A 24,298-nucleotide genomic window follows, 5' to 3' on the forward strand; every position below is an offset into this window, starting at 1 on the left:
GTTGTCCTCGCGCTTCAGGTAGACCGGATTGCGCAGGCGTGCCGACAGATTCGGCGCGCGTTCGAGTTCGGTCTCGCGCGCCACGTCGTAGACGCGTGCGGTCAGGGTTTTCTTCAGGTAGTCGTGGCGCAGCGCGACGCTGTCGGCGGCAGCGACCGCCTGGGTGAGTTCGTGTAACGACAAGGCAGTCTCCTGTGCGGCAAGGCTAGTTCAGCAACGTGATCACCCCAGGAGGCAGGCAAGCGGACATAAAAAAACCCGCCTCGTGGGGCGGGTTATCTGTCACTGAGATCCGACGTGCGCTAACCCACCATTCGATGAATGATGCTAATAATCAGCGCAATACGGATGTCGAGGCAGTTCATGCGTTCGATCTTCGTTGACTTGACGTGCTTTGTCAATCCCTGTGCGGCGCTCAGTCGTGCACGCCGCTCTGTTTTTTGAACGCGCTGAGTATGCGCCGTTCCAGCGCATTGTAATCGCGGCCGAAGTGATGATCGCCCGAAGTGCGGATCACCTCGATGCCGGTTTGGGCCAGCGCGGGACACAATGTGTCCTTTTCATTTTCGCCGTAGAAACACTGCACGATCGCGGGCGGCAAGCGCGTCATTTCCGGTTGGACCTTCAATGCCTTGTCGCTGGCCGGCATGCCGAGCCAGCCGCCCACGCGGATCTGGAAGTCGGCGTCCGGCGCGAAACCGAGCAATGCAATCAGCGAGACCTTCGCGCGCAGCGCATCAGGCAGGCGGTTATACGCGAACGGCATCACGTCGGCACCAAAAGAGTAGCCAACCAGTGCGATGTGCTGCGCGTGCCAGCGCGAGCCATAGGTTTGCATCACGCGTGCAAGGTCGCGGCTCGTCTGCGCCGGCGGCTTCTCGCTCCAGAAATAGCGCAGGCTATCCCAGCCGATCACGGACACGCCGTCTTTCTGCAAGGCCTGAGCGATGGTCTTGTCGAGATCGCGCCAGCCGCCGTCGCCGGAAATCACAATCGCCATGAGGCCGTTCGGATGCGCGGCCGGCAATTCGATCAGCGGCAGATCGGACACATCGTCGTCGCCCGTCGAGACCGCTTGCAGATGCGGCGTGAGCAACGCGACGAGACGTGCGCGATCGGCATTGCCCGCGGTTGCCTTCTCGACGAAGCCAGGCACCTTGTCGCGAATCACCGTCGGGTCCGGCGGGCACGGCTGAAAGCGCGCATCCAACGTGCTCTCGGCATTGACCGCGACAGCGCCGGCAATCGTATTCGACGGCGCCTGTTCGAGCACATGCATCGCGAGTGTCGCGCCCTGCCCTGTGCCCGCCACGATCGGCGCGAAATAATGGCTCGATTGCAGTTGCCGTTCGAGTTGGTGACTCAAGGCTTCGGCATCGCCCACCAGCTTATGGCAGGTTTCCTTCGTTGCACTGAGATTCGCCGCATAGCGGGCGCTATCCACACCGACGGTCAACGCACCGGCTTTGGCGAGTGCATCGGCGCTTTGCTGGTCTGCCGCGCTCCAGCCGCCTGCTTGCGAATAAAGCACCACGAAGCCGCGCAGCGGACCCACCGGCTGCGTGACCTGGACATCGCCAAAACGGCCGCCGGGCACGGTGGTCGCCGCCGCGTGAGCGAGCGCGCAGCCAGTCACGAGGCTCGCCGCAACAGCGAGCCTGAAAAACGAATTCAATGTCATGAACGCCGGCCTCCTGCCAGCAATGACAGGTCCGCGAGTGTGAAGAACACGCCCACCGAACCCGACGCCGCGAGATAGCGCGGCTCCCAATGCGGCTGGAACTTGCTCTTGAAAGCACGCAGTCCGCGGAAGTTGTAGAAGCGGCCGCCGAAGCGCCACACGATGCCGGCAAGCCGGTGCCAGCGCGATGCAAGCGGCGTGGGCCGCATGCCGGAGAGCGGCGCGATGCCGAGGCTGAGCGAGCGGAAACCCGCCTGCTTCAGATGGAGCGCCAGGTGCGTGAACAGATACTCCATCGCATACGACGACGCGCTTTCGACGTGACGCATCACGCCGACCGTCGCTTCGGTGTTCAGATCGGTCGTCATGAAGGTGACGAACGCGGCCGGCTCGCCGTTCTGGCGCACCAGCATCACCGATTGCGCGGCGAGATACTCGTCGGTAAAGGCCGCGACCGAGAAGCTCTTTTCACGCGCGTCGCGGCTGTCGAGCCAGCCGTCGGAAATCTCGCGCAGCGTATCGAGCGATGCGGGCACGTCGGCCTGATCGATCATTTCAACGGTGAAACCGTCGCGCTCGCCACGCTTGAGCGCATAGCGCAGATGCGCGCGATGCGAGCCCTTCAGGTCGAAATCATCGAGCACGACGTGCGCCTCTTCGCCGAGCTTCATGAGCGTGAGGCCCGCGTCGAGATAAAGCGGCAACGCGTTGGCGCGAACCTGGTAGAACGCGGCCCGTCCACCGTGCGTATGGGCGAGCGCGACGAACTTGCTGATCAGGCCCGCCCACTCTTCACGCGGGCCGACCGGGTCGTGCAGCGCGGCCCACGTGCGGCCGTATTTCGCGTACATGAGGAACGCTTCGCGCGACTCGGAAAACATGAAGCTCTTGTCGCCCATCAGCGCGAGACCGGCGTCGCTGCGCTCCTGCGCGCGCACGATGCGCGCCGCGCCGCGCAGATCTTCCGGCGCCGGTTTGACGAAGCGGCCCGGCGCGGGACGCAGCAACTGCCAGAACGAAAAGGTCGCCGCGAACAGGCTCGCGGCCAGCGTCGCGCGCAGCGCGCGCGGCGCGCGTTCGTCGAAGGCGAATTGCCACCACAGATCGCGCGTGTACGGCACATCGCGAAACGCGAACAGCATGACCCACGTGGCCAGCATCAGCACCATCGCAACCGACACCAGCCAGCCCGCAGTAAACCGTTCGGCGAACAGCGACGAATGACGGTTGAAACGCCTGCGCGTGGACAGCAGCAGCGCGATCAGCATACCGAGCACGCCTGCTTCCACGAAGGCAAGCCCCTTGGTCAGCGACAACGCGAGACTCAGCACGGCGAGCATCAACGTCATCCACCACGCGGCGTCCAGGCGCCGCAGTAAGCCACGCGCGACGAACAACAGCAGCACGCCGAGCACGCTGCAGAGCATCTGCGAGCTTTCGAGCACCCACAGCGGCAGCACGTCGCGCAGAATATGAATGCGATGCCAGAACGCGGGCGTTGCGCTGGAGATCACCAGCATGCCGCCCACCACGAACGTGACGAGGCTCAGGAACAGCGGCGCGAGTTTCGACGCGGCGGCCGCGTGTTGCAGCGGCAAGCGGCTCTTCAGCGCGCGCCCCTCGAAACCGGCAAGCAGCGCGGCCGACACGATCAACGGCACACCGAAATAAATCGCCCGGTAGGCGAGCAGCGCGGCAACCATCTGATGCGTTTGCACGCTGCCGTTCAGCGTGAACACCATGGCCGCTTCGAAAACGCCGACACCGCCGGGCGTATGGCCGATCATGCCGAGCAGCATGGCCGCGGCATAGACCGTGATGAAGGTGACGAAGCTCACGTCCGCATGCGGCAGCAGCGCCCACAGTGCGAGTCCCGCGGCCACCACGTCGAGAACCGCAAGGGCCACCTGCGCAAGCAGATCGCGACGTGCGGGCAAATCGAACGAAAGCCACTGCCAGCGCGTGCGGATCGAACGCGTCTCGCTGCGGCACGCGGCGGCCGCCAGCGCAAGCGCGCCGAGCAGCGCCGCGCCGATCCAGACCAGCGCGAGCGGCGTGAGGTGCAGCATCGGCGCGAGCGCGCCGGCCTCGCACACCATGCCGAGGGCTGTCATCAGCACCAGCGCCAGCGCGAGCGAGACGCTCGTGAACACCGTCATGCGGCCGATCTGCGCGGGCGTGACGCTTGCCACGCCATACACGCGCGCACGTACGGCCCCACCGGTCAGCGCGCCGAAGCCGGTGGCATTGCCAAGCGCGGAGCCGGCCGTCGCGCCGACCCACAGCGCCGCGCGCGGCACATCTACGCCGAGATAGCGCAAGCCAACGGCGTCGCGCCCGACCAGCGCCACATAACTGAGCGCGGTAGCGCCGAGCGCCGCGGCCCACTCGCCGGCCGTCAGGTGGCGCAACTCGCGCATCACCGAACGATAGTCGACCGCTTGCGAGAGATGTTGCAGAACGACGAGCAGCAGTCCGCACACGACGAGCGCGAGCACGGGCGCAATCAGCCCGCGGCTGCCGAGCGCTTTCAATGCGCGGTCGAACATTGCGACTGGCCGGTCGAATCTGTTGGTAAAGCGGTGGAATGGGGTCAATGCGGGGCCTTGCTTGGATCTGTCGCGACGACGGAACGTCCGCCGCGGCGTCGCCTGCTACGGGCGATTACAAATGGATAACGGCAAAGGGCGCAAAAGGTTGACAGCGTCAGCCATTTCAGCGGGATTTAATTGAATCCGGCTGTCGAATCGGCCTGCGCTGCGCTCGCTGTGTTCGCCTCGGACCCCTTTTTATTGCATCAAGAATTTCGCGGTGCGTGCCGTAATCGGGAGCAATAGCTCAGTGAAACGCGGTGCATTTACCGCACGCAGTTCGATATTTGAAGGGGAACGATGATGGCAGAACAGGGTTGGATGATGGCCGGCGTGTATCTGGTCGGATTGGTGTCGATGGCGCTGCTGATGAGCGCATTGTCCGCGCGGGCAACGCGGACTCGCACGGCTCGTTCGACCATCGCGAAACCGGCTAAGGACTAATGCTCACCGTCCGGCCGTTGGGCAATCGCGGCCGGACTATCCCGAACGACTTGACGCCCGGACGCCGGCCGCATGGCCGGCACAGCGCATTCCGGCGCGCGGCCCGGTCGGCCTGCGCGCGGTGCACAGTTCGTGACTTACTGCGGACGGCGGTACGTTTCCGCGATCATGGCGCAGTTTTGCAGATGCAGGTTCAACGCACGCAGCGCCAATGCGCGCAGCTTGCCCAGCAGGGTGTTGTTGGTGGCGCGAACGGCTGCGGTCTGGGTAGCGGTATTCATGGCGAGCTCCGAATCAAGTGACCTAGGGTTTATACCTAGGCAATAACCCGATTATAGCCCTCTCGTGCCGCATCGCAACAAAAATCAATGAAACCGCTGCGCCGTTGCGCGGCAGTCACATCGGCCGCCCGCGGACTCCGGAAAAAAGGGCTGCATCGGACCACCGGTTATTAACAATCCGCACCGTACAGGTGCAATAATGACCGCTTTGCCTGCGACCGTCCGCCGCAGCCCGTCGCCATGACCGCCGTCCAGAAAGCCCTGATAGCGCCTCTCATCGTCGCGTGCGCGATGTTCATGGAAAGCGTCGACGCGAACGTGATCGTCACCGCGTTACCGGTCATGGCACGCGACTTCGGGCGCGATCCTGTCACGCTGAAAATCGCGGTGACGAGCTACGTTCTGGGGCTCGGCGTGTTCATCCCGGTGTGCGGCTGGCTCGCCGACCGGTTCGGTGCACGCACGGTCTTCCGCACGGCAATCGGCATCTTCGTGACGGGCTCGCTGCTGTGCGCCGCGTCGAACTCGCTGGCTACCTTCACACTCGCGCGCTTCGTGCAAGGCGTGGGCGGCGCGATGATGGTGCCAGTCGGGCGCATCATCATCTTCCGCGTGGTTCACAAGTCCGACTTCATCCGCGCGATGAACTATCTGAGCGTGCCCGCGCTGCTCGGCCCGGCCGCCGGCCCCCTGCTCGGCGGCTTTATCACCACCTATCTGCACTGGCGGCTGATCTTCTTCATCAACGTGCCGATCGGCATCCTGGGCATCTATCTGACCAACCGGCACATCGCCAACACGCGCGAGCCGGATCCGGGGCCGCTCGACTGGATCGGTTTTATTCTCTCGGCGGCGGGCGCGGTGCTGCTTCTGCTCGGGCTCTCGCTGGTGGGCGGCGAACTGATGTCGAATCGCGACGCGTTCGGCATGTGCGCGTGCGGCGCCTTTCTGCTGCTCGTCTATGTCGCCTACGCGCAGCGCGTCAAACTGCCGTTGCTCGACCTGCGCTTTTTCAAGGTGCCGACGTTTCAGGCGAGCGTGCTCGGCGGCTCGCTGTTTCGTATCGGCCTCGGCGCGTTGCCGTTTCTGCTGCCGCTGATGCTGCAGGAAGGCCACGGCATGAGCGCGTTCCAATCCGGCCTGATCACCTGCGCGTCCGCGTTCGGCGGCATGTTCATGCGCACGTTCGCTTCGAGCGTGCTGCACCGGTTCGGCTTCCGTTCGGTGCTGGTGGTCAACGCCGCGTTATCGGGGCTGTCGATCGCGGCCTGCGGACTGTTTTTCCCCGGCACGCCGACCTGGATCATCTGGGCGGTTGTGCTGCTCGGCGGCTTCTTCCCCGCGCTGCAATTCACCAGCCTGAATTCGCTGACTTACGCCGAGATCGCCAGCCGTGACGTGGGACGCGCCACGAGCCTCGGCAGTGTCGTGCAGCAGATGTCGCTCGGGCTCGGCGTAACGGTCGGCGGCATCGTGCTGCAGATTTCGCGCGTGCTACATGGGCATCCTGGCCTCATGTGGTCGGACTTCTGGCCCGCGTTTCTGGTGGTCGGCCTATGCTCGTTCGCCTCCATTCCGGTCACGCTGCGCATGCCGCATCGCGCAGGTGAGGAGATTTCGCGCGGCGGGCGCGGCTAACCGGCCCCACTATCGCGTGAGGCCACCGCGCGCTTGCGATCACCCGTGGCGTCGCGCGTCCGCCTCGGCCAGCAAGCGATCGAACAGCGCGAGTTCCACCGGCTTGACGAGATGCATGTGGAATCCAGCCTCGCGGCTGCGCTCGTGATCGCTTGTGTGGCCGAAGCCGGTCACGGCGGCGTACAGGGTATGGGCAAGTTCGGGCATCTCGCGCAGCACGGCGATCGTTGCGTAGCCGTCCGTCTTCGGCATCGCAATGTCGATCACGGCAAGATGAGGCGCGAAAGCAGGCGCTATCTGGAAGGCCTGCTCCGCCTCGTAGGCAATGCGGACTTCGTGGCCTTTGAGTTCCAGCAGCATCGCGAGGCTGTCGGCCGAGTCGCGATTGTCGTCCACCAGCAGGATGCGCAGCGGCGCGACTTCGGCCTGCTCCTCTGCCGGCTGGTCGCCCGCGGCGTCGGCTGGCGCGCCGGCCAGCGGCAGGCTCAGCGTAAATGTACTGCCGGTTCCCGGCCCTTTGCTGCTCGCGAGAATGCTGCCGCCATGCATTTCGACAAGCGACTTGCACAACGTGAGGCCGATGCCGAGACCGCCTTCGCCGGTATTCTGCCCGTCCTTTTCCTGAGCGAACAACTCGAAGATCCGGTCGAGCGAAGCCAATGGAATGCCACGCCCCTCGTCGCGCACTTCGAGCACGGCCATATGGTGATCGATACGCCCGAGCACCTCGATCGTGCTGCCCACCGGAGAAAACTTCGACGCGTTATGCAGCAGGTTTTGCAGCACCTGCACGAGGCGCGTCAGGTCGCCGCGAACGAACACCGGATCGGGCGGCATGCGCGGCTCGACATGCTGCTCGTTGGCATCGGTAAACGGGCGCGCCGCCTCGATCCCACGCGCCACGATCTCGCTCAGATCGACGCGGTCGAGGCGCAACTCGACCTTGTTCGAAGTGATCCGGCCGACATCGAGCAGGTCTTCCACCAGGCGCGTGAGGTGAGTGACCTGCCGGTCGATCAGATCGCGTGAACGTGCCAGGGTGGGACTCACGCCCGTTTCGATCTGCATCACGCCGATCGCATTGCGTACCGGCGCGAGCGGATTGCGCAATTCATGCGCGAGGGTCGCGAGAAACTGACGCATTCGCTCACCCGAACGCGTGAGCTCTTCGCGTTCGCGGCGCTCGGTCAGATCGCGCGTGACCTTGGCGAAGCCGCGCAGCCGGTTCGATTCGTCATGCACCGCCGTGATGTTGACGTTGGCCCAGAACGTCGTGCCGTCCTTGCGCACGCGCCAGCCTTCGTCCTCGACGTGGCCGATCTGCCGGGCAATGGCCAGCTCGCGTGCCGGCTTGCCCGCCGCAGCTTCTTCCGGCGTATAGAACACCGAGAAATGCTGGCCGACGATTTCCTCGCGCGTATAGCCTTTGATCCGCGCGGCGCCTGCGTTCCAGCTCACCACGTAGCCGTCAGGGTCGAGCATGAATATCGCGTAGTCCTTGACACTGTCGACCAGCAGGCGGAAACGCTCCTCACTCTGCCGCAGCGCTTCCACGTGTTCGCGCTGCGCGGTCAGATCGCGTGTAATTTTGGCAAACCCTGTAAGAATGCCTGATTGATTGCGGATCGATGTGATCACGACGTTCGACCAGAAGGTCGTGCCGTCCCTGCGAACGCGCCAGCCCTCGTCTTCGAAGCGGCCGGTCAGCGATGCCTGTTGCAACTCGTAGGCCGGCCAGTCACGTGCCACCGCCTCCTCGGTATAGAAGCGCGAAAAATGCTCGCCGACGATCTCCTCGTTCCGATAGCCCGTCAGCTTCTGCGCACCGGCATTCGCGCTGACGATCCGGCCCGTCGCGTCGAGCAGGAAGATTGCGTAGTCTTCGATCGCCTGCAACAACGGCCCATAGTCGACCGCGATCGTAGCGGCCGCAGCGGTCGCAGTCGCGGTTGAGCCGCTGTCGTTAGGGGCGCTGGGCCCGTCGAACTGTTTCATGGCGTGATGAAAGAAGGGCATCGTCCAAAAGCATACATGGGAGTCACCCAATGCTTTGCCTATGATTTCACCTGGGGAGCACGTGAACGGCTCTCCTTCAGACCGCCTTGTACGCAATTGCCGTGCCCCGTCCGGCACGTCCGGCACGTCCTCAACCTGGCTGCCCTATTCAGCCCGCGGCACTGACCTTTTCCGCCAGCTTCGCGTCGTAACTGGAATGGACGTGCACGCGTTTCTTGTCCGGAAATGCGTACGCATAGGCCTTGCGCAGCGCCAGCGACGCCTCGTGAAAACCCGACAGGATCAGTTTCTGCTTGTTCGGATAGTTGGCGATGTCGCCAACCGCGAAGATGCCGGGGCGCGAGCTCTCATAGTTGGAGGTATCCACGTCGACGCGGCCGCCGTGTATCGTCAGCCCCCACTGCGCAATCGGCCCGAGATCGGCAACGAGGCCGTACAGCACCACGAGGTGTTCGGCCACAAGACGCGTCTCGCCCTCGATATGCCGCAGCACGATGGACTTCAGCGCATCCCCTTCGATGTCGAGTCCAGCAATGGCGCCGACGACGAAATCCATCTCGCCGGCCGCGACCGCGCGACGCATCGATTCCACGCTCGAATCGGCCGCGCTGAAGCCGCTGCGCCGGTGCACCAGCGTCACGCGCCGGGCCACTTCGCGCAGCGCGAGCGCCCAGTCCAGCGCGGAGTCGCCGCCGCCCGCCACGACCACGGTCTTGCCGGCGAAATCGGCCAGGCGCGGCACGCTGTAGTGCACATGGCGCGACTCCAGCGGCACGGCTTCGGCAAGCGCCAGCTTTTGCGGCACGAACGCGCCATTGCCCGCGGCAAGCAGAATCGCCGCGACGTCGAAGACAAGCCCGCGATCGGTATGCACGGTCCAGCGCCCGTCCTCGCCCTGCGCGACCGACTCGACCCGCTGTTCGAGATGAATCGGCACGTCGAACGGCTTGCATTGCGCCATCAGCCGATCGACCAGATCGCGCGCGGTGCAGGACGGAATGGCGGGAATATCGTAGATAGGTTTGTCTGGATAAAGCTCGATGCATTGCCCGCCGACCTTGTCGAGTCCGTCGACGATATGGCAGGACAGGCCGATCACGCCCGCCTCGAAAGCGGCAAAAAGGCCCACGGGGCCGGCGCCGACAATCAGAACATCGGTGCGGACCGGCTGCGGAAGTTGGGCGGCGGCGGAAGTCATGCGCAATCTCGTCGAATAGGTGGATGACCCACCATACCGAATCGCCCGAAGCCCGGCAACGATGCCATTACGACCGGTAAGGACGCTCGGCGATCCGTCGCCGTGCATCGCCACCACCGCAAAGTGGTCACCTTAAAATAGACAGAATTGGCAATTTCACAAAGCCAGTCATGCGACTAATCTTCACTCATCGCATCACGGAATGCGTCCAAACCAACTCAGGAGTGCATCATGCAACGTCTGAACTATTACAAAGCCAACCCCGCCGCGATCAAGGCGTTGATGGGTGTTGAAGAGCGCATCGGCAAATCGGCGCTCGAAAAATCGCTGACCGAACTGGTTCGCTTGCGCGCCTCGCAAATCAACGGCTGCGCATACTGCGTCGACATGCATACCACCGATGCGCGCAAAGGCGGCGAAACCGAACGCCGTCTGGCAACGGTGGTGGTGTGGCGCGAAACGCCCTTCTTCACCGACCGCGAACGCGCCGCGCTCGAATGGACCGAAGCGCTGACGCTGATCTCGCAAGACCATGTGCCGGACGCGATCTGGGAAGCCGTGCGCCCCCACTTCAGCGACGAAGAGCTGGTCGACCTGACGCTGCTCGTCACCGCGATCAACGCATGGAACCGCATCGCGATTTCGTTCCGCACGATGCCGAGTTGAGCGCCGCGCGCTGACGTGGCGGGTTCAGCAAAGTTGTGTTGCTTGAACCCGTCCTTCTGCGCGATTTAATCCGGAATCCTGCCTATACGGCGAGCAGCCTCATTCCCCGATCCACGAGCCGCGCAGATCGCTGTCGTACAGCAATTGCAACAGCGTGCCCGCCGGCTTGCTGAGCCGTTTCGCCGCCAGCGCGATGAATTCCACCGACGGCAACGCCGGCAGGCTGGCGGCATTGAGCGGCGGCGTGAGCCCCCGCGCCGCCAGGTACTGCGGACGAACCGTAATGCCGAGCCCGCCGCGCGCCGCCGCGATACAGCCCGAATGGCTGCTGCTCGTGCACACCACTTGCCAGCCGAAGCCCGCCTCGGCGAGCGCGTCGAGCACGACCGCCCGCGTCACGCTCGGCTCAGCGACCAGAATCAACGGCAAAGGCTGGCTCAGATCGACCAGCGTGCCGGCGCGCGCCAGCCACTCCAGCCGGCCGGTAAACAGCGGCACGCCACGCCGGTCGCCCAGGCGCCGCTTGCCGACCAGCAGATCGATCGCACCCGCGTCCAGCAGTTCATAGAGCTTGCCGGTCATGCCGATGGTGATCTCCAGCTCGACGTCCGGATGCGCGTCACGAAACGCCGCCAGCACGGCAGGCAATGGCCCGAGCGCCACATCGTCGGAGGAGCCGAGGCGCACGCGGCCCTTCAGGCGCGACGCGCGGAATTGCGACTCGGCCCGCGCCAGCGCCTGCAGAATCACGCTCGCGTGCGCGAGCATGGCCTCGCCGTCCGGCGTCATGGCAAGCGAATGGGTATCGCGCACGAACAGCCGCCGGCCGACGCTTTCTTCGAGCCGCCGGATGTGTTCGCTGACGCTCGACTGCGTCAGATCGAGCCGCCGCCCCGCCTCGGTAAAACTGTGACACGCGGCGACGGTCGAGAAAGTCTTGAGCCAGATGGGATTGAGCATGCGCCATTGTCGCGCTGCTTATCGGCAAAGTCGATAACAGTCAGCGTCTCCAGTGGGGTTCCCGATCGGCAAGGATGTCAATATGATGACCAGATTCCCCCGATGAATGTTTCGAGCCCGGGCGCCCGCCCCACTGCCCGGCCGCCCCGCTAAAGATGACCAAGGATTCTTCCCACACCGCGCTGCTCTGGATCGTCGCCTCCGGCTTTTTCATGCAGTCGCTCGATACGACGATCGTCAACACCGCGCTGCCGTCGATTGCGCACAGCCTGAATGTGGCGCCGCTCGCGATGCAGCCGATCGTCGTCGCCTACACGCTCACCATGGCCATGCTTACGCCCGCCTCGGGCTGGCTCGCCGACCGGTTCGGCACGCGGCGCGTCTATTTCGCGGCCATCCTCGTGTTCGTGCTCGGCTCGGTCTGCTGCGCGAGCGCGCATACGCTAAGCCAGCTGGTGCTCGCGCGGGTGCTGCAGGGTTTGGGCGGCTCGATGCTGCTGCCGATCGGACGGCTCGCCGTGCTGCGCAGCGTCGCGAGCGAGCAGTACGTCGCGGCGCTCGCGTTCATTTCCATCGCGGGACAACTGGGGCCGATCGCCGGACCGACGCTCGGCGGCTGGTTCGTTCAGGCGATCACGTGGCACTGGATCTTCCTGATCAACGTGCCGATCGGTGTGGTGGGCCTCTACGCGGTCCAGCGCTTTCTGCCGTTACACGGTGGAGCTGACGCACCGCCCTTCGACTTCGCCGGCTGCGCGCTGCTGTCGTTGTGCATGATCGCGTTTTCGCTGGCGATCGACGCGCCGGTGCACGCCCATCGGGCGGCATGGTCGGCGGGACTGTTCGCGCTCGCCGTCGTGAGTGCGCTTGCCTACATTCCGTATGCAAGGCATCGCGCCAATCCGCTCTTCAAGCTGTCGCTGTTCGGCGAGCCGAATTTCAGCGTCGGGCTGATCGGCAATCTCGGCTGCCGCATCGGGTCGAGCGCAGTGCCCTTCCTCGTGCCGTTGCTGCTGCAATTGCAGCTGGGCTACTCGCCGCTGCATTCCGGTCTCATGATGCTGCCCGCGGCGCTGGCCGGCACGGTGGCCAAACGCTGGATCGCGCCGCTTGTGCGCCGCTACGGCTACGACACATTTTTGCTGGTGAACACCTTGATCGTGGGTTCGTCGATCGTTGCGTTCGCATTGATTTCGCGCGGCACGCCGCTCGTGATCGAGGTCGCGATTCTGGCGGTGTTCGGCGCGGCCAACTCGATGCAATTCGCGGCGATGAACAGCGTCACGCTCAAAGACCTCTCACATGAGGATGCCGGCAGCGGCAACAGCCTCTTTTCGATGGTGCAGATGCTGGCGATCGGGCTCGGCGTGTCGATCGGCGGCGGGCTGGTGAATCTGTTCTCGGCGCAATCGGGATCGGCCGCGCTCGGCTTCCGCCTGAGCTTCGTTTGCGTCGGCGCGATCACGCTGGTGTCGGCTTGGGTATTCCGCCATCTCGACAACACGTCTGCCGCGCGCCCCGTGCGTGGCCAGGCGACGCAAGGCGCGGGCCGCTGACTTTTGCGTTTATTCACTTTGCATTGACAGGCGGCAGTACCCTGCGCTAACGCATGAATTCAAACAGGCTTTCGCGTTAGCATGTCATGCATTAACTAATGCATAACAAAGGGATCTCGCATGCCATTTGACGAGCGCGTGCTGAACGGCATCGGCGTCCTGACGGCAATCGTCGATTGCGGCAGTTTTGCGGCGGCGGGTGAAGCGCTCGACATGTCGCAATCCGGGGTCAGCCGCGCGGTCGCGCGGCTCGAGGCACGTCTGGGCATCCGCCTCTTCGACCGCACCACGCGCTCGGTCACGCTAACCGACGAGGGGCGGCGCTTCTACGAACAGATCGTCCCGCTGCTGAGCGGTCTGGAAGAAGCCGCGGCGTCTGCCGCCCAGGGCGGGAGCGCCGTGCGTGGGCGTTTGCGCGTGAACATGGACCCGTTCTTCTCGCGCCTCATGCTCGGGCAAAGGCTCGGCGGATTTATCGACAGGCATCCCGATCTGCAACTGGAGCTGATCACGCGCGAGCAGCTCGGCGATATGGTTGCCGACGGTTTCGATCTGGCCATCCGTTTCGGTGACCCGCCGGCGCCGGCGCTGATCGCCCGCAAGCTGACGGAAGCGCGCATTCTCACGGTCGCCGCGCCGTCGTATCTGAAGAAGCATGGGCATCCGGCGAACCCGGCCGAACTCGAAAACGGCAAACATGTGTGCATCAAATATCGCGATCCGCTAACGGGCTATCCTTTCAGCTGGGAGTTTCATCGCGGCCGCAAGAAGATCGTCGTGACGCCGCAAGGCCGTTTAACGGTGAACGACGTGGCGACCCTGCACAGTGCCTGCATGGCAGGCCAGGGGGTCGCGCAGATTCTCTCGCTCGGCAACGAGTCGCTGATGGCGAGCGGCAAACTGATCGAGGTGCTTCCCGATTGGGGCGACGGCGCGTATCCGCTCCATGCGCTCTATCCTTCGCGGCATCAGCCGCCGGCGAAAGTGCGCGCGTTCGTCGACTTCATCGTGTCGCTGACGGGCGCCGCGCCGCGCGAATCGTCAGTCAGTTGAAATATAAAAGATGAGTCTTGAAGCGGCTTTACGGCAAATCAGTAAAAAATTCGCATAAATTTTTCCCTTCCCGCCCCTTTCAGAAGCCAAACATTTCTTCCTATTTTTTGCCGATTATTTTTTCGGCGCGATGGACTATTTTTCTGCTTGCAGCGATGTGTGCGTCAAGCAAACCGGCTGCCGCCCCTGAACAGAAAAGAAAGGCGACGCTCATGTCCATCAACCCGGCTCACCCCCACCTTCCCAAGGTCTCAATTTGCCTGCCGACCTGCAATCGTCCTGAACTGATCGTCGAGTGCATCGACTCGTGCCTCGCGCAGAGCTACGGCAAGCTGGAAATCGTGATCGGCGATGACTCGAAAGACACACGCACCCAGCAGTTGATCGCGGCGCGCTATGGCGACGAGCCGCGCGTGCGCTACCTGAAGCATGAACCGCCGCTCGGCCAGGCGCGCAACGTCGCCAGCCTGTTCAACCGCGCAACGGGTGACAAGATCCTGCTGATTCACGACGACGACCTGCTCACCACGGCCGGCGTCGAAAAGCTCGTGTCGCTGTGGACGCTTCATCCGCAACTCGACGCGGTATTCGGCGACCAGTACGAGGCCGATCACAGCGGTGCGATCGACTTCGAAGCCAGTGCGTACCTGAATGCGGACTTCAGACGCACCCGGGATGCCGAAGGCCTGCAGCGTCTGCCGGGCAGGACCGGTCTGATCCAGATGTTTCCGAACAATGGCTGGATGGCCGACGCGCAGCTCGTCAAGCGGATTGGCTATTCGGATCAGCACGGCATGTGCTGCGATTTCGTGTTCGGCACCGAACTCTGCCTCGCGGCGCGCGAGGTGTTTTACCTCCACGACTACGTCTCGGTGTACCGCAAGACGGCCAACTCAATCTCGCACAGCACCCGCGGCACGACCATCGCGGCGCCGGTCAGCGCGTACGCGTTCGTCAAGGCGTTGAAGCTGCCGCCGGAACTGGAGCCGTCGCGCAAGCTGGCGCTGCAGCGCCTCGCGCCGATCGTCGTCTCCGTTCACGCGAAAAACCGCCAGGTGCGCGCGGGCATCAAGGTCATGCTTGGCCATCTGTTCGCGTACAACTACGGGTTCAGCGTACGGCTCTACTACCATCTCCTGATGCTCGCGCGTGCCGCGTTGCGCGGGCCCCAGCAGGTCGCCACGGCCACCGCGGCCACCGCGGCCGCAGCGGTGGCGGCCGTGGCCGCGGCGCCCACTGTGGCCGCCAATCCGGCCGCGATCGTCAAGGAGCGCGTCGCGGAACTCATGACCGACCACTCGGAACCGGTCTGACGCTGCGCCGTTGCGCCGCTGTATCCTGGAAGCCGGCACCAGCGGTGCCTGCCAATCTCGCGCAATCAGCGTGTTTTCTGCTAAGCATCTTCTGCTTAGCAAACGCGTAATTGTTGCTTGGTCCCGCGCACCGCGCTGATTACGATGACCATGAACCGTCATCAGCGCCGAGGTGATTCGCCATGTCCGACAGTACCTGTTTCAAACCGCGTGTGATCGAGCCGGTCGCCGTCAACCAGCCCGAAGGATTGGGGCTCGCGGTGGAACTCTGGTTCACGCATCCCGTCGACCGGATCGCCGGGCGAGCGCTGCAGATTCATTTGCGCGGCGACGCGAAGATGGCGCAGGCCGAAGCGCTGCGCGACCTGCTTCATGCATTGGGAACCGAGATCGTGGTGGCGTGATCGTGGTGGCGTGAGAGAGCGCCCATGAAAAACGGCGGCCGGGTTGCCCCGCACCGCCGTTTTCAGGTCACGTTCCGACGTGACGGCATGTGGCCGCTACCGGCTCAAGGTTCGTGCCGCAGATACCCTTCTTTCGACGGATCGCGCATGCGCAGCGAGACGATGCCGGCAATCGCGCACAGTGCGGTGACGTACCAGTAGAACGTCGACTCGCTGCCGACCGACTTCAGCCACAGCGCGACGTATTCCGCCGAGCCGCCGAAGATCGCATTGGCCACCGCGTACGACAGACCCACGCCGAGCGCACGCACTTCCGGCGGGAACATTTCCGCCTTGATCAGGCCGCTGATCGATGTGTAGAAACTGACGATCGCCAGCGCCACCACAACCAGACCGAAGGCCGCATACGGGCTCGTCACGTCTTTCAGCGCGTGCAGCAGCGGCACCGTACCGATGGTCGCGAAGAAGCCGAAGAACAGCATCGAACGGCGGCGGCCGATGCGGTCCGACAGCGCGCCGAAGAACGGCTGCATCACCATGTAGACGAACAGCGCCGCGGTCATCACGTTGCTGGCCGTCTTTGCATGCATGCCGGCCGTGTTGACCAGGTACTTCTGCATGTACGTGGTGAACGTGTAGAAGATCAGCGAGCCGCCGGCTGTGAAACCCAGCACCGTCATGAACGCACCCTTATGCTGCCACAGGCCGCGCAGCGTGCCGGCTTCCTTGCGCTGACGCGTCTCGGCCGTGGTGGTTTCGTCGAGCGATTTACGCAGATACAGTGCGACTAGCGCCGCCATCGCGCCGATCACGAACGGCACGCGCCAGCCCCAGGCCTTCAGCTCTTCGGTGGACAGCGTCTGTTGCAGCACCACCAGCACCAGCAGCGCGCACAACTGCCCGCCGATCAGCGTGACGTACTGGAACGACGCGAAGAACCCGCGCCGGCCCTTGAGCGCGACCTCGCTCATATAGGTCGCGCTGGTGCCGTATTCGCCGCCCACCGACAACCCCTGGAACAGCCGTGCGACCAGCAGCAGCGCCGGCGCCAGCGCGCCGATCTGCGCATACGTGGGCAGCAAGGCGATCACGAGCGAACCGCCGCACATCATGAACACCGACACCATCATGGCGTTGCGGCGGCCGTGCTTGTCAGCCAGTCGCCCGAAGAACCAGCCGCCGATCGGCCTCATCAGGAAGCCCGCGGCGAACACGCCTGCCGTGTTGAGCAACTGCGTGGTGGTGTTGCCGCTCGGGAAAAACGCCGGCGCGAAGTACAACGCGCAGAACGAATACACGTAAAAGTCGAACCACTCGACGAGATTGCCCGAGGAAGCGCCAACGATCGCGAAGATGCGGCGCCGGGTGTCGTGAGCCGAGGCCACGGAGTGATCGGTCAGGTCGGTCATGTTGTTATCTTTCCTTGTCTTTGAACGGAGGCAGCGGTCGTGGCGCCGCCTTCACAACGCGCGCCGGGGCGCCGTCGCGGCCCTCGTCGTACGGGTGCGCGAATTTTACAGAATTGCAAGGAGAACATGGGGCTTTGTTGGCGCCCAATAGGGAAAGCCCCTGCCAGTCGCAAGACTGCAGGGGCTTCGGACAGACTCAATCGGATTGCCGCACGGTTGCGGGTTCAGGACGACGTCACACTCTCACCGCCGGCGGGACATACCGGCACTCATAACGCTTGCGGACCGTGCCGTTCTCATCGACGCTTTCCAGGTACACGTCGAACTGCCACAACCGCGCCATGTGCTTGAGCACCTCGTCGCTATCCGACGACAGATGCCGGTTGTCGCTCATGAAGTGCCGCAGCGTCAAGCTCCGGTCGCCGCGCGTATTGACCGCCCACACCTGGATATTCGGCTCGCGGTGATGCATGTCGTACTGCCGCGACAGCGCCTGGCGCACGTACTGATACCCGCTGTCGTCGTGAATCGCCGAGACTTCGAGCGCATCGCGCATGTCGTCGTCGAGCACCGAGAAAAGACGCATTTCCCGGATCAGATGCGGCGACAGATACTGCGCAACGAAACTCTCGTCCTTGAAGTTGCGCATCGCGTAGTGCATGGCTGGCAGCCACGGACTGCCGGCCAGCTCCGGAAACCATTTGCGGTCTTCCTCGGTGGGCGATTCGCAGACGCGGCGAATGTCGCTCATCATCGAAAAACCGAGCGCATACGGGTTGATGCCGCTGTAATACGGCTTCGTGACCGGCGGCTGGTAGACCACATTGCTGTGCGAATGGAGAAACTCCATCATGAAGCCGTCTTCCAGCGTGCCCTGGTTGTACATGGTGTTGAGCAAGGTGTAGTGCCAGAACGTCGCCCAGCCCTCGTTCATCACCTGGGTCTGCCGTTGCGGATAAAAATACTGGCCGACCTTGCGCACGATACGGATCACTTCCCGTTCCCACGGCTCCAGCAGCGGCGCGTTTTTCTCCGCGAAATACAGCAGATTTTCCTGCGGCTCCGGCGGATAGCGCTCCTCGATTTCCTCCGGCAACGGCGTATGCCGGCTCGGCAAGGTGCGCCACAGTTCATTCACCTGCGACTGCAGGTATGCCTCGCGCTCACGGCGCGCGGCAAATTCCTTCTCCAGCGACAGCTTCTGCGGACGCTTGTAGCGGTCCACGCCATAGTTCATCAGCGCGTGGCACGAATCGAGCAGTTCTTCCACCCGGTCGAGGCCAAAGCGCTCCTCGCACTCCGCGATGTAGTTCTTCGCGTAGACGAGATAATCGATGATGGCGTGCGCATCCGTCCACAGCTTGAACAGATAGTTGCCCTTGAAGAACGAGTTATGCCCGTAGGCGGCGTGCGCGATGACGAGCGCCTGCATCGTCATCGTGTTCTCTTCCATCAGATACGCGATGCAGGGGTTGGAATTGATAACGATCTCGTACGCGAGCCCCATCTGGCCGCGACGGTAGCTTTTCTCGGTAGAGAGAAAATGTTTGCCGAACGACCAGTGGCGGTAGTTCACCGGCATGCCGACGGACGCATACGCGTCCATCATCTGTTCGGAACTGATGAGTTCGAGCTGGATGGGGTACACGTCGAGTTCATATTGCTCTGCAACACGGGCAATATGCGAGTCGTACTCTTCGATCAATTCGAAGGTCCAGTCGGACGGGCACGGCAGAGGCCTTCTATCGGCTACGTTCATACGGACTTCCCTTTGCCCCTCAGTGGGCGTTCCGGTGTGTCCCCGTGCTGCAGCGGTGTCGACGGCTCCGGCTGCGGCGGCTCGACCTTCGTCCGCCCCGGCCTCGGCATGCCCCGACTGTTGCTGCTGCGGCACGCCTTTCCCGCGCTCCGGCTGATAGCCGCGCGCTTCGTTATGCAAATGCTTGCTCGTCATGAAGACGCCGCCTGCTTTTCGAACAACTCGCGAAACACCGGATAAATGTCCGCCGCGGTCTCGACCTTCTTCATCGCCATATGCGGCTGGCTCAGGGCCAGTTGCGCATATTCGAGCCACAGGTTCTGCTCTTCGGGCGTCACCTGAATATACGCAAAATACCGCACCTTCTCCAGGATGTCATCCGACAGTATCTTGCGGCACTTCGGCGAGTCGTCGGTCCAGTTGTCGCCGTCGGACGCCTGGGCACCGTAAATGTTCCATTCAGTCGGCGAATAGCGCTCGTCCATCACCTTGCGCATCAGCTCGAGCGCGCTCGACACCACCGTGCCGCCGCTTTCGGTCGAATGAAAGAAGGTATCTTCGTCGACCTCCTCCGCGCGCGTATGGTGGCGGATGAACACTACCTCGATGCGCTCGTAATTGCGTTTGAGAAAGAGGTACAGCAGGATGAAGAAGCGCTTGGCGAGATCCTTGCGCTGTTCGTCCATGGACCCGGACACATCCATCAGACAGAACATCACCGCCTGACTGGACGGCGTGGGCTGCTTCACGCGGTTCACATAACGCAGATCAAACGGGTCGATGAACGGAATCCGCCAGATGCGCCCGCGCAAATGGTGAATCTCCTCTTCGAGCACTTTGATCTCCTCGCGGCGATCCGCGGGGTCGGCCTTCATCGCCTCGAGTTGCCGCTCCATTTCATGCAACTGGTTGACGAGCGGCGCGCCGAGCGCGATGCGGCGGCCGAGCGCGCTCCTCAGCGAACGGACCACGTCGATATTGTTCGGCGTGCCTTCGGCAGCCCAGCCCGCGCGGATGCTCTTCCACGTGGGCACAGCCATCAGATGGGTTTTGACGAGACGCGGCAGTTCGAGGTCGTCGAAGAAATACTGCATGAATTCTTCGCGGCTCAGCTCGAATACGAAGTCGTCCTGCCCCTCGCCTTCATTGCTGGCCTGGCTGCCCCCGCCGCCTCCGCCACCGCCTTGCGGGCGCGGAATCTTGTCGCCGCGGATGTAGTCGGAGTTGCCTGGATGCACCATCTCCCGCTTGCCGCCCGGACCGTGGCGGAACGACGGCTCCGCGATGTCCTTGCGCGGGATGGTGATGCTCTGGGTGTTCTGTATGTCTTTGATGCTGCGGTCGCGCACCGCTTCCGAGACGGCGCGACGAATATAGTTCTTAACGCGACGCAAAAAACGTTCGCGATTTGCAATGCTCTTGTTCTTGCCTGCCAACCTGCGGTCGATAATTTGATGAAGCACGCCAGGTCTCCCGTGTCGATCGGAGTTGGTGCTTCAGCACTTACTCCGATCCCATGCATCCGCACAAATTCCATCAATGTGCGCGAGACACGCGCTGCATGCCCAGCAACGCTATGTCCATGCGGCTTGCGCCTTGCAGCGTGCCCGCGCGGCCGGACCGCGCGGGCGGGACGCCATGCGCATCATGATGACTTGCGCACGCGCAGATACCAGTCACACAGCAAGCGCACCTGCTTCGGCGTGTAGCCCTTCGTCACCATGCGATTGACGAAGTCTTCGTGCTTGCGCTGCTCCTCCGCCGAGCCCTTGGCGTTGAACGAGATCACCGGCAGCAGTTCTTCCGTGTTCGAGAACATCTTCTTTTCGATCACGACGCGCAGCTTCTCATAGCTGATCCACGCAGGGTTCTTCCCTGCATTGGCCGCTCGCGCACGCAACACGAAATTCACGATCTCGTTGCGGAAGTCCTTCGGATTGCTGATGCCCGCGGGCTTCTCGATCTTCTCCAGTTCGGCGTTCAATGCCGCACGGTCGAAACTCTCGCCGGTGTCGTGGTCGCGGAACTCCTGATCCTGAATCCAGAAGTCCGCGTACGTCACGTAGCGGTCGAAAATATTCTGTCCGTACTCGGAATACGACTCCAGATACGCGGTCTGAATCTCCTTGCCGATGAACTCGGCATAACGTGACGCGAGGACATCCTTGATGAACGACAGATACTTCTGCTCGGTTTCCGGCGGGAACTGCTCGCGTTCGATCTGCTGCTCGAGCACGTACATGAGGTGCACCGGATTGGCCGCGACTTCGGTCGAATCGAAGTTGAACACGCGCGACAGGATCTTGAACGCGAAGCGGGTCGACACGCCGGTCATGCCCTCGTCCACGCCCGCGAAATCGCGGTACTCCTGGAACGACTTGGCCTTCGGATCGGTGTCCTTCAGATTCTCGCCGTCGTACACCTGCATCTTCGAGAACAGGCTGGAATTCTCCGGCTCCTGCAAGCGTGTGAGCACGGACATCTGCGCCATCATCTTTAGCGTGCCCGGCGCGCAGACCGCATTGGCCAGCGACGAATTGCGCAGCAGCTTCTCGTAAATCTTGATCTCTTCGCCGTAGCGCAGGCAGTACGGCACCTTCACGACGAAGATCCGGTCGAGCAGTGCTTCGTTATTGCGGTTGTTGCGGAACGCCTTCCATTCCGACTCGTTCGAGTGCGCGAGGATCACGCCTTCGAACGGGATCGCGCCGAAACCTTCGGTGCCCTTGAAGTTGCCTTCCTGGGTGGCGGTCAGCAACGGGTGCAGGACCTTGATCGGCGCCTTGAACATTTCGACGAATTCAAGCAAGCCCTGATTGGCGAGACACAGGCCGCCGGAATAGCTGTACGCGTCCGCGTCGTCCTGTGCGTACTGTTCGAGCTTGCGGATGTCGACCTTGCCGACCAGCGACGAAATGTCCTGATTGTTTTCGTCGCCCGGCTCGGTCTTGGCGATACCGATCTGGCGAAGGATCGACGGGTAGCGGCGCACCACGCGGAACTTGCGGATGTCGCCGTTATATTCATGCAGGCGTTTTACCGCCCACGGGCTGAGAATGCTTTTGAGGTAGCGGCGTGGAATGCCATATTGCTCTTCGAGAATCGGGCCGTCTTCCTCGTAGTCGAACAGACCGAGCGGCGACTCGTTCACGGGCGAACCCTTGATCGAATAGAACGGCACGCGTTCCATGAGCTGCTTCAGGCGCTCCGCGATCGACGATTTGCCGCCGCCGACCGGGCCGAGCAGATACAGAATCTGTTTCTTTTCTTCGAGCCCCTGGGCCGAGTGACGGAAGTAGGCGACCACCTGCTCGATCACGTCTTCCATTCCGTAGAACTCACGGAATGCGGGGTATACCTTGATGACTTTGTTCGCAAAGATACGCGACATGCGCGGATCGTTGCGAGTGTCGATCTGTTCCGGTTCCCCGATGGCTGTCAACATGCGTTCGCCGGCCGTGGCGTACGCGGCGGGATTTTCTTTGCAGAGCGCGAGATACTCCTCGAGCGAGAACTCATCTTCTCGCGTTTTCTCGAAGCGGGTCGCGAAACTGCTGTAGATATCCATGCTACCTCCTCGCCGAAGTCTGGATCGATGTCGTGCGCGGCGCGCTATTCGGAAACGACATCGCTCGAATTCATCCTAAACCCTTTTAAATTTTTTTTCACGAACTACGTTGCGAAAATCGCGCCGTATTCGCCTACTAACATTCCTCACTTGGAAACAAAGTTTCGACCACCTACAATCTTGCACTCACGTCGCAGCGATTGCGGCCCTCATCTTCACCCCACGTTCATTGAATGTTCCCGCTGTTGCATCGGACAACCTGTCTGCACGCGCACACTGTTTGCAAAAAGCGCGGACGTCATGTGCGCTTTGTGCGGCCGGCCACCTTTTTTCCTCAACGCGCGACACGCGTATTCGGCCTACACGAGCCAACGCCTGTTACATGTTGACGCGCAATGCGGGCCTGAAGCGCGCTGCGTTCGCAACTGCTGCACCAGTTCGTCAACGCGTGAACGATTTTGTTCCGCGTCATCTCGTACCCGTGTAATGCGCCGTTACAAGCATCACGCATGCATCGCCACTGCATTAACCTCATCGATAGCAGGGTTTGCCGCGGTCATAACTGGATGACGGCGACGCCCGACATTGCTTCAATAGGTGTATACGGCAAAGCCGCCTTCACAGATGCGATGAATGTAAAACGGCCGCCCGCAGGCAGCCGTTCGAATGAGGCGTGCTAAAGCCGCAGAGCCCGGTGACGTGCGTCGCCATGCGGCGCCATGACCGATAGCCGTCTTGCTCAGGTCAGTTCAATCTCCACTTCGCCGAGGCCGTCGATATGGCCACGCACGATGCCCGGTTTGTTCACACTGTGAGCGCCAACGTACGAACCGGTGGTGAGCGTCCATTCCGGCTCGATGGTGATGCCCATGGCGGCGCAGTGGTTGACGAACCACACCAGCAGTTCACGCGGATCGCCGGCCGGATTGCCGGTAGCTTCGGGTATCAGCGATTCACCGTCGAAGCTCAGTTCCAGTTCGGGCGAAACGAAGTCGAAGCCGCGCGCGAGCCCCGCATAGGCCACCGGATGCCCCGTCATCAGCGCGCCGTTGTTCTGCGCGTCGGCCAGCTGCGCAAGCGGCGCGACATTCGGCCACTCGGCGAAGCGGCTATCTACGATCTCGATGGCCGGCAGCACGACGCCGACCTTCGAGAGCACTTCGTCGCGCGCGTAGGCACGCCCGCGCGGTTCGATCGCCTCGGCGAAGCGGAACGCAATCTCCAGTTCCACCAGCACCCGGAAGAAGCCCGCGTGCGCGATGCGCGCCGGCGACTGCAGCACCAGCGAGGCAGGAATCGGCGCGCCCGAGGCGGCGCCACCCGGCGTTTTGGCGCCGACTTTCCAGGCGCCGGTCGAGTCGCCGAGGCCGGCGATCACCGCCTGCTGGATCGCGTACGCGGTTGCCGCATCCGGCGGCAGGCTGTCGGGGGCGGGCGCATCGATCGGGCGATGCAGCCGGCGTGCCTCGACGAGGCGGTGCGCGAGGTCGTGTGGCGTCATGTCGGTCCTTTGTGGCTGGCGCATTGAGCGGTTACGGGGGCGTGGATGCCGTCAGAGGTAGGCCGCTGAGCCCTGGCAGCGTCCGTCAATGTACCGGATCATGAGGCCGGCCGGGTGTCAACTTGCATCGCCAGCGCGAGTTAATGCACACATCATAAAAAAAGACCGCGAATGCGGGCGCAATCGCGGTCTTTTGGCGTAAGGCGGTATCCGCGGCGGCGGCGTTCAGTCTGCTGCGCCGCCGGGAATGGATGTTGCAA

Annotated in this window: 18 protein-coding genes and 1 pseudogene; 7 read left to right on the plus strand and 12 right to left on the minus strand. The window is 62.9% G+C overall.

Annotated elements, in window-relative coordinates; all coding sequences use genetic code 11:
* From A6V37_RS28045 to mprF, 3 genes and pseudogenes are all read right to left on the minus strand, one after another.
* Positions 1–183: pseudogene (locus A6V37_RS28045) on the minus strand (threonine ammonia-lyase, biosynthetic); the annotation flags it as partial.
* A gap of 232 nt (positions 184–415) precedes the next feature.
* Positions 416–1,681, minus strand: a complete 1,266-nt coding sequence (locus A6V37_RS28050; protein ID WP_064268161.1) for a virulence factor family protein — start codon at positions 1,679–1,681, stop codon at positions 416–418.
* The gene (gene mprF / locus A6V37_RS28055) at positions 1,678–4,230 is read right to left on the minus strand and encodes a bifunctional lysylphosphatidylglycerol flippase/synthetase MprF (RefSeq protein WP_064286520.1); all 2,553 of its coding nucleotides are present in this window, start codon (positions 4,228–4,230) and stop codon (positions 1,678–1,680) included. The genes A6V37_RS28050 and mprF overlap by 4 nt, the downstream gene beginning before the upstream one ends.
* Positions 4,231–4,575: 345 nt before the next feature.
* Between mprF and A6V37_RS41545 the strand changes: the two genes are divergently transcribed.
* Positions 4,576–4,716 carry a hypothetical protein gene (locus tag A6V37_RS41545; RefSeq protein ID WP_208607899.1) on the plus strand — a complete coding sequence of 47 codons (141 nt, stop codon included), beginning with the start codon at positions 4,576–4,578 and terminating at the stop codon, positions 4,714–4,716.
* Between the two features lie 137 nt (positions 4,717–4,853).
* On the opposite strand, the gene A6V37_RS41550 is transcribed toward A6V37_RS41545, so the two are convergent.
* Positions 4,854–4,997 carry a hypothetical protein gene (locus A6V37_RS41550; protein ID WP_165614444.1) on the minus strand — a complete coding sequence of 48 codons (144 nt, stop codon included), beginning with the start codon at positions 4,995–4,997 and terminating at the stop codon, positions 4,854–4,856.
* A 240-nt stretch (positions 4,998–5,237) separates the two neighbouring features.
* On the opposite strand from A6V37_RS41550, the gene A6V37_RS28060 reads away from it, so the two are divergent.
* Positions 5,238–6,635 carry an MFS transporter gene (locus A6V37_RS28060; protein WP_064268163.1) on the plus strand — a complete coding sequence of 466 codons (1,398 nt, stop codon included), beginning with the start codon at positions 5,238–5,240 and terminating at the stop codon, positions 6,633–6,635.
* A gap of 39 nt (positions 6,636–6,674) precedes the next feature.
* On the opposite strand, the gene A6V37_RS28065 is transcribed toward A6V37_RS28060, so the two are convergent.
* Positions 6,675–8,630 (minus strand): PAS domain-containing hybrid sensor histidine kinase/response regulator, encoded by a 1,956-nt coding sequence (locus A6V37_RS28065; protein ID WP_064268229.1) that lies wholly within the window; start codon positions 8,628–8,630, stop codon positions 6,675–6,677.
* Between the two features lie 169 nt (positions 8,631–8,799).
* The gene (locus A6V37_RS28070) at positions 8,800–9,849 is read right to left on the minus strand and encodes an NAD(P)/FAD-dependent oxidoreductase (protein WP_064286521.1); all 1,050 of its coding nucleotides are present in this window, start codon (positions 9,847–9,849) and stop codon (positions 8,800–8,802) included.
* A 228-nt stretch (positions 9,850–10,077) separates the two neighbouring features.
* Between A6V37_RS28070 and A6V37_RS28075 the strand changes: the two genes are divergently transcribed.
* On the plus strand, positions 10,078–10,515 hold the full coding sequence (locus A6V37_RS28075) for a carboxymuconolactone decarboxylase family protein (RefSeq protein ID WP_100249392.1): 438 nt from the start codon (positions 10,078–10,080) through the stop codon (positions 10,513–10,515).
* Positions 10,516–10,614: 99 nt separating this feature from the next.
* Here the strand turns inward: A6V37_RS28075 and A6V37_RS28080 are convergent, their stop codons facing one another.
* Complete coding sequence (locus A6V37_RS28080; protein ID WP_064286522.1) at positions 10,615–11,475, minus strand: LysR family transcriptional regulator; 861 nt, start codon at positions 11,473–11,475, stop codon at positions 10,615–10,617.
* Between the two features lie 155 nt (positions 11,476–11,630).
* Between A6V37_RS28080 and mdtD the strand changes: the two genes are divergently transcribed.
* The 4 genes from mdtD (at position 11,631) to A6V37_RS28100 (ending at position 15,801) form a co-directional block, all read left to right on the plus strand.
* Positions 11,631–13,031, plus strand: a complete 1,401-nt coding sequence (mdtD, locus tag A6V37_RS28085; protein ID WP_064286523.1) for a multidrug transporter subunit MdtD — start codon at positions 11,631–11,633, stop codon at positions 13,029–13,031.
* Positions 13,032–13,151: 120 nt separating this feature from the next.
* On the plus strand, positions 13,152–14,084 hold the full coding sequence (locus tag A6V37_RS28090) for a LysR family transcriptional regulator (protein WP_064268168.1): 933 nt from the start codon (positions 13,152–13,154) through the stop codon (positions 14,082–14,084).
* A gap of 212 nt (positions 14,085–14,296) precedes the next feature.
* Positions 14,297–15,397, plus strand: a complete 1,101-nt coding sequence (locus A6V37_RS28095) for a glycosyltransferase family 2 protein (protein WP_064268169.1) — start codon at positions 14,297–14,299, stop codon at positions 15,395–15,397.
* Positions 15,398–15,579: 182 nt separating this feature from the next.
* A complete protein-coding gene (locus A6V37_RS28100; RefSeq protein ID WP_064268170.1) occupies positions 15,580–15,801 on the plus strand; it encodes a hypothetical protein in 222 nt (73 codons plus the stop codon).
* Between the two features lie 104 nt (positions 15,802–15,905).
* Here A6V37_RS28100 and A6V37_RS28105 read toward each other — a convergent pair whose 3' ends face one another.
* The 5 genes from A6V37_RS28105 to A6V37_RS28125 all read right to left on the minus strand — a co-directional run bounded on the left by A6V37_RS28105 (position 15,906) and on the right by A6V37_RS28125 (position 24,038).
* Positions 15,906–17,210 (minus strand): MFS family transporter, encoded by a 1,305-nt coding sequence (locus A6V37_RS28105; RefSeq protein ID WP_064268171.1) that lies wholly within the window; start codon positions 17,208–17,210, stop codon positions 15,906–15,908.
* Positions 17,211–17,445: 235 nt separating this feature from the next.
* A complete protein-coding gene (locus tag A6V37_RS28110) occupies positions 17,446–19,164 on the minus strand; it encodes a SpoVR family protein (protein WP_064268172.1) in 1,719 nt (572 codons plus the stop codon).
* Positions 19,161–20,432 (minus strand): YeaH/YhbH family protein, encoded by a 1,272-nt coding sequence (locus A6V37_RS28115; protein WP_064268173.1) that lies wholly within the window; start codon positions 20,430–20,432, stop codon positions 19,161–19,163. The genes A6V37_RS28110 and A6V37_RS28115 overlap by 4 nt, the downstream gene beginning before the upstream one ends.
* A 182-nt stretch (positions 20,433–20,614) precedes the next feature.
* Positions 20,615–22,537: a PrkA family serine protein kinase gene (locus tag A6V37_RS28120; protein WP_064268174.1), complete on the minus strand. Its 1,923-nt coding sequence runs from the start codon at positions 22,535–22,537 to the stop codon at positions 20,615–20,617.
* A 739-nt stretch (positions 22,538–23,276) separates the two neighbouring features.
* Positions 23,277–24,038 carry a 2-keto-4-pentenoate hydratase gene (locus A6V37_RS28125; RefSeq protein ID WP_064268175.1) on the minus strand — a complete coding sequence of 254 codons (762 nt, stop codon included), beginning with the start codon at positions 24,036–24,038 and terminating at the stop codon, positions 23,277–23,279.
* Positions 24,039–24,298: the final 260 nt, after the last annotated feature.

The organism is Paraburkholderia ginsengiterrae, assembly GCF_001645125.1.
GTDB classification, from domain to species: domain Bacteria; phylum Pseudomonadota; class Gammaproteobacteria; order Burkholderiales; family Burkholderiaceae; genus Paraburkholderia; species Paraburkholderia ginsengiterrae.